Genomic DNA, 5931 nt, shown 5'->3' on the forward strand with positions numbered 1-5931 from the left:
GGGCCGATCTCCGTCGACAGGTTGATCGGCTTGGCCGGCACCGGGTCCGACTCGCCGATCCGCGTCAGCGGCGAGGGATCATCCACCGGGCAGGTCACGCGCTCGGTACCGCCGAAGAACTCGATCAATGGCTTGGGCTCGCTCTTGACGCCCACGCCGAATAAGAGACGAACGAGACCCTCGGGATTCGATGCATCGCCGTCGAGCACCATGACAGGATAGTCCTTTCGCTGCAGAACGGCAGCGATCAAAGCGACCAAGGTGCTTTTGCCGCTTCCCCCTTTGCCGCAGACAAGGATGCGTTTGCGCGCGAGCGCTCGCGTTGACTGATCGATTCTGCGCGTCTGCTCTCTGGCCATTGTTCGATACCTCTGCTTTGCGAGCCTTGATCATCATGCCGACCCTGATCCGGTCGGCATCCTCATGCCGACGTGGACGCTCGTCGGCTACCCGGGCGCGTTCACCCGTCCGACAAGGTCGATCTCCCGGCCGACGCCGCCGTCGATACAGCGCGCGCCGAACGCATGACGGAACGCGATCTTTGCGGCATCGCCCGTGCAGTGGGTCGGCACCACGTAGGCGACGTCCAGATCCCGTAGCGCGCGAATCGCCCGGTCGATCCCCGCGGCGTCCGAGTACATCAGGTGAAACCCGCCGATGGCCCAATCGATCTTCTTCCCCAGAAGGCGCGAGGCGTGCTCGACGATCCGCTCCATTCCGGGATGTGCACAGCCGCTGATGGCCACCGTGACCCCGTCGGCCTCGATCACCATCGCGTGCTCGGGAGGGTCGCTGTCGAGCATGCCGGTCGAAAAGACGCCCGGGGCAAGCTCCGCGGGGTCGGCGCCGACGACAAGCAACTCGCCGCACAGACCATGAAGATCCTTGATCAGATGCTTCGAGAAACCCTCGTGCACGACGAGGGTCGCTTGGGGATTGACCTCCAAGACGGAGTCCAACCCGCCGATGTGGTCCCAATGCGGGTGTGAGAGAAAGAGCAGATCGACTGATTCCGGGGCGATGTCGAGCGCGGCCATGTTTTTGAGCAGGACGCGGCCGTTGCTGCCCGTATCGAAAAGGATCGTCCGGTCTGCGACCCGAATCAGTGCCGCGAAACCCCAAAGGCGCGTTAGGCCCGGGACGCCGGGATAATTGTCGAACAGGATGGTCAGGAGAGAAGGGTCTGTCATCGGTCGCCTCCTCGGGCCTCCCGAGACATGGCTCCGGTTGCCCGTGTTGGTGCGGGTCAGTGTTGCGGGAAAGCCGGCTGGTCAAGGCCCCGCAGAGCGGGGCGAGACCGAGACTCGGCATCGAGGGTGCTGATGTCCACGTCGCTGAACTTTAGTGCCCGACTCAGCCGCTGCACATTGATGATTGGCCATCCTCGCCAAATATTCGGCCTGTACCGACCGAGGGTTGCGCGCCGTGCGAACGGCCGAGCTCGCGGATCGTCCGGCGGCGTGTTTGGATTCACGGACGGGACAGCTTATGGTCGTTTCGATTCGACCTCTTCGAGCGCGCCGCGTCGGCGCCTGCATTCTGAATTCCCGACAGCGAGAACCATGCACATGAGAGCGATACGACCGGAGCGCATCTTGATGACCTCGGCATTGCTGGCCCTGCTCTCGGCATCGCCCCTACGGGCCGATGCCGATGTCGCAACCGCCGCCAAGGTCGAGACCATCATCGCGCTCAACCAGCACCTGAGCGGCTATGCGATTCAGGTCCTCTTGCGGGACGGGCGCCTGCGCATCGAGGGGGCGGTTCCGAGCGTCATCGAGCGAACCCTGGCCGAGGATCTGGCCAACCTGGTGGCCAACGGGGTGCCGGTGGACAACGCGCTCGACGTGAACGCCCCCTTCGCACGGAGCCCGGGGCCACTCACTGCCCGGGTCGAAGACCTGGATGTGGCGACGAAGATCCGGGAGCGCCTGGAGTGGCAGATCAGCACGACCGGGCTGGAGGTTTCCGTCGAGATCGACGGGGGAATCGCTCGCCTCCAGGGTCGCGTCGGATCGCCAGGGGCTTCCGATCGCGTGGCGACAATTGTCGGGACCACCGAAGGGGTTCGCGAGGTCTTCAATTACATCAACGTCGACCCGGATGTCTTGACCGAGGAGCGTGGGCGACAGGCTGCGGTCGCCGAGGTGAAGCGCTCCGATACCTGGATCGCCGATCGCCTCGGGGCCGTCCTGCGCTACGACACCACCGTGAATGCAGGCAGCATGGAGGTGAGCTCGACCGACGGAGTGGTGTTGCTTCGCGGCACCGTCACGTCGCTGGCCGAGCGGCAGGTTGCCGAGGCACTGGCCGGCGATATCTTGGGCGTGCGCGAGGTAGAATCGCTGCTGAGTTTCGACAGACCCATGTGATCCTCCCGGAGCGAGCCGATACTGCGGTCACGCCCCTCGCGGTCCTGCGTTGGTGCCTTTTCGCTTCAGGCCTTGAGCCGTTGGTCGTCTTTGCAGGCGTTCGGGACCTGTCCGCGAGTGACCCATTGATTATCAGCTATGCTACGGACGCGTATCATCGATTGGTCTGACTGCCGACACGTCTTTAACCTAGAGCATAGCTGGCCATTTGCGCACACCGATCGAGTGCGTGTTCGTTCTCCGATTTCAGCCGGACAAGTCGTTATGATGGAACGCCTGCATCCTGCTCTGCCCTTCTTGCGCTGGTTCCCCATGACTCGGGGGGGCCTGCGCGACGACATCATTGCCGGAATCACGGTCGCTTTGGTGTTGCTGCCGCAGTCGATGGCGTACGCCCAATTGGCGGGGTTGCCTGTCGTTTACGGGCTTTACGCATCCTTTATCCCCGTCATCGTTGCGTCGATGTGGGGCTCCTCGAGTCAGCTGCACACCGGCCCGGTGGCGATGCTCTCGTTGATGTCCGCGGCAGCGATCATTCCCTTCGCCTCACCGGGAAGTGCGAGCTTCATCGAGCTGTCCGTCATGCTGGCCTTGATGGTCGGGGTGCTGCGTCTCGCACTGGGTCTGTTCAAGCTCGGGGCCATCGTCAACCTGCTGTCGAGCCCCGTGGTCGTGGGCTTCACCAATGCGGCGGCGCTGATCATCGGACTGTCGCAGCTCAGCAAGATCATCGGCGTGCCCTTCCCGAGGACGGATTTCTATCTCGCGGATCTGTGGCGCGTCGTGCAGCAGATCGGCGAGACACACTGGCCGACACTGGTCTTCGCGCTTGCGGCCTTTCTGCTCATAGACGGGCTCAAACGGGTTTCTCCGCGGCTCCCCGGCGTCTTGATCGCCGTACTCGCAACGACCGCCTGGTCGGCCATGATCGGCTTCGAGCACAAGTCGAACGTCGGGATCGAGCAGATCCAGGACGTGCCGACGGCGGAGACAATCGAGGCGTACGGCCAGACCGAGATGCGGATCAAGGCCCTCACTGCGCTCATCGCGGAGCGCAGCCGCGAGGCCGCCCGGCTTGAGCAGGAAGGCGGGATGGAGGCCATCAAACGTGCGGCGGAGTTGTCGGCGTCGGTGCGTCTCTTCCAGTACGAGCTGGATCAGTCACGCTCGCAAAACAACGCGCGCCGCATCGACCTGCACGCGATCCGCTTGGAAGGCTCGCCGATCCCGGACGGGCCGATGCTCCTCTTCGCCAAAGGCCAAGTCCCCGAGGGGCTGGCGCGCGACGGTCGGGTCTGGCATTTCGTGGAGACGCGCGACGGAACGGTGACGCTCTCCTCGGGCGGGGCCGTGGTCGGGGAGATTCCCAAGGGGCTGCCGCAGTTCGCGGTGCCCGAGGTCCACTGGGATCTCATCCTCGCGTTGCTTCCGGCCGCGATCGTGATGGCCTTGATCGGCTTCATGGAGGCGACCTCGATCTCCAAGGCTATCGCCACTACCACGGGCGAGCGCATCAACGCGGGCAAGGAGCTCGTCGGACAGGGTCTGGCGAACATCGTCGGCAGCTTCTTCAGCTCCTACACGGTCAGCGGATCCTTCTCGCGATCTGCCGTCGCGGCCAAGACAGGCGCCAAGACCGGTCTCTTTGCCGTCATCAGCGCGCTGGCGGTGATGGTCTTCCTGCTCTTCTTCACCTCCTACCTCTACAGCCTGCCGCAGGCGGTGCTGGCGGTGATCGTGATGATGGCCGTCTTCGGCCTGATCCGCGTCGCGCCGCTGGTCCACGCCTGGAAGGTCGACCGCGGCGGTGCGATCGTCGGCATCGTGACCTTCCTGGCAACCCTCCTGATGGCCCCGGCAATCGCCGACGGCATTCTCCTCGGCATCGTCCTGACGGTGCTGCTCTATCTCATCAAGAGTATGCGTCCACGCGCGGAGATCGTCGCGCGCAAACCCGATGGAACGCTCGGGGGCATCAAGGCGCACAATCTCGCGCCGGTCAGCGAGACGGTCGTGCCGGTGCGCTTCGACGGCTCGCTGACCTTCTCAACGGTCGCTTACTTCGAGGACATCGTGCTCGAGGCCATCGCCGAGTTTCCGAAGACCAGAGTGATCCTGATCATCGGCAGCGGGATCAACGAGATCGACGCATCAGGCGAGGAGAAGGTCAACGAAGTCGCCAAACAGCTTCGGGACGCCGGCATCGGGCTCTATTTCAGCGGATTGAAGCATCAGGTGATGTCCGTCCTCGAGAAAACGGGAATCGTCGATAAGCTCGGACGCGATCACTTCTTTCCGAATAAGGAGTTTGCGCTGAAAGAGCTGCTCGAGCGTTATGAGGGCGCCTCCGAGCCGCAAGACAAGTGACGACCGGAGGCGGTGCGCTGTCGCGAGGCTTGTTTTCGAGGTACCGGAAGGCAACCGCCAGCATGCAGGGGCGAATGGATTCGCCCCTGCATGGCGTATTCCCGTGACTCGTCCGGGTTCTCGATCAGTTGGCTTGAATACGAATGTTCCCGGCCGTCGGGGCCTGCAGAAAGGTCCGCACCACCAGACGCAGACTCAAGGCTTGACGCCGGTTCCAGGGCAGCAGCGTGACCATCCGTGCCATCGGGCAATAGCCGAAGAGCACCATGGCGCTGGTGCCTGCGAGCTGGATGCCGTGCATCAGACCCGTGGGATCGGCCCGGCCCGCGATGAGCCAGCTCAGGTAGCCGATCCGCACCTGCACCGGGAAGGCAGCGAGACCTTGCGGGTCGAGACCGCCTTCGCGGATCCAGAAGTGCAGGGTCTGGATCAGGGTGAGGACGATGACCGGCGTGAAGCCGAGCGGGCAGCCCGAGAGTGCCTGCACGAGCAGAACGGCGCTCGCCAGCCAGTACCACCATGCCGTGTCGTGTGTTTGTTTCATTGGGTTGTCTCCGATGTGTTGAAGCCGATCACTTGACGGCAAAGAAGGTCACGCCGTGGACCTTGAGGTCCCTGGCCACCTTGTCTGCCGCGCTGGTGTTGCGGAAGCAGTCGTAGCAGCCGATCAGCCGGCCCCGACGCAGCCCGACCGACTTGGCGATCGCGGGCAGCTCGTCCTCCACCAAGGCACCGGCGATGCAGGCGGCCCAGAGGTCCGGATTGGCGCGCGCGTCGAGGGTGAGCTCGCGGGCCACAACCACGTCGGCGAGATACAGGCGTCCGCCCGGCTTGAGCACCCGGTGGATCTCCCGAAACACCCGTGTCTTGTCCGGGGCCAGGTTGACCACGCCGTTGGAGATGACCACGTCGATGCTGGCATCCGGGACCGGCGGGGCCGCGTAGCGACCGTCGCGGATCTCGACCCGATCGGCCAGGCCGGCGAGCTGTGCCCCGAGCTGGGCGCATTCGCGCATCATGGGGGTCATGTCGACCCCGATGGCCCGGCCCTCCGGGCCGGTGCAGCGGGCTGCGATCAGCAGATCCGTCCCGGCGCCGCAGGTGTGGTCGAGGATCGTCTCGCCGGGGTAGATGTCGCCCGCGGCGAATGGGTTGCCGACACCGGCGAAGCGATCGACGCTGATCGGCGGCA

The 5931-nt window shown here is 64.4% G+C and carries 6 protein-coding genes; 2 read left to right on the plus strand and 4 right to left on the minus strand.

Translation table 11 applies throughout. The features are described from left to right. Together VLR48_RS09760 and VLR48_RS09765 are read right to left on the minus strand one after the other, a co-directional pair. Positions 1-359, minus strand: a 359-nt coding sequence (locus VLR48_RS09760; RefSeq protein WP_325291601.1) for a P-loop NTPase, incomplete at its 3' end; no start/stop codon positions are given. An 87-nt stretch (positions 360-446) separates the two neighbouring features. Then, positions 447-1190: an MBL fold metallo-hydrolase gene (locus VLR48_RS09765; RefSeq protein ID WP_325291602.1), complete on the minus strand. Its 744-nt coding sequence runs from the start codon at positions 1188-1190 to the stop codon at positions 447-449. A 378-nt stretch (positions 1191-1568) separates the two neighbouring features. Here VLR48_RS09765 and VLR48_RS09770 point away from each other — a divergent pair, with 378 nt between their 5' ends. Continuing rightward, positions 1569-2372: a BON domain-containing protein gene (locus VLR48_RS09770; protein WP_325291603.1), complete on the plus strand. Its 804-nt coding sequence runs from the start codon at positions 1569-1571 to the stop codon at positions 2370-2372. A gap of 267 nt (positions 2373-2639) precedes the next feature. Next, on the plus strand, positions 2640-4739 hold the full coding sequence (locus VLR48_RS09775; protein WP_325291604.1) for a SulP family inorganic anion transporter: 2100 nt from the start codon (positions 2640-2642) through the stop codon (positions 4737-4739). Positions 4740-4863: 124 nt separating this feature from the next. Here VLR48_RS09775 and VLR48_RS09780 read toward each other — a convergent pair whose 3' ends face one another. Then, complete coding sequence (locus tag VLR48_RS09780; protein WP_325291605.1) at positions 4864-5283, minus strand: hypothetical protein; 420 nt, start codon at positions 5281-5283, stop codon at positions 4864-4866. 28 nt (positions 5284-5311) lie between these two features. After that, positions 5312-5931: methyltransferase domain-containing protein (locus tag VLR48_RS09785; RefSeq protein ID WP_325291606.1), on the minus strand; the 620-nt coding region annotated here is incomplete at its 5' end.

The sequence above is a fragment of the Thiocapsa sp. genome (assembly GCF_035467215.1).
Lineage (GTDB): Bacteria > Pseudomonadota > Gammaproteobacteria > Chromatiales > Chromatiaceae > Thiocapsa.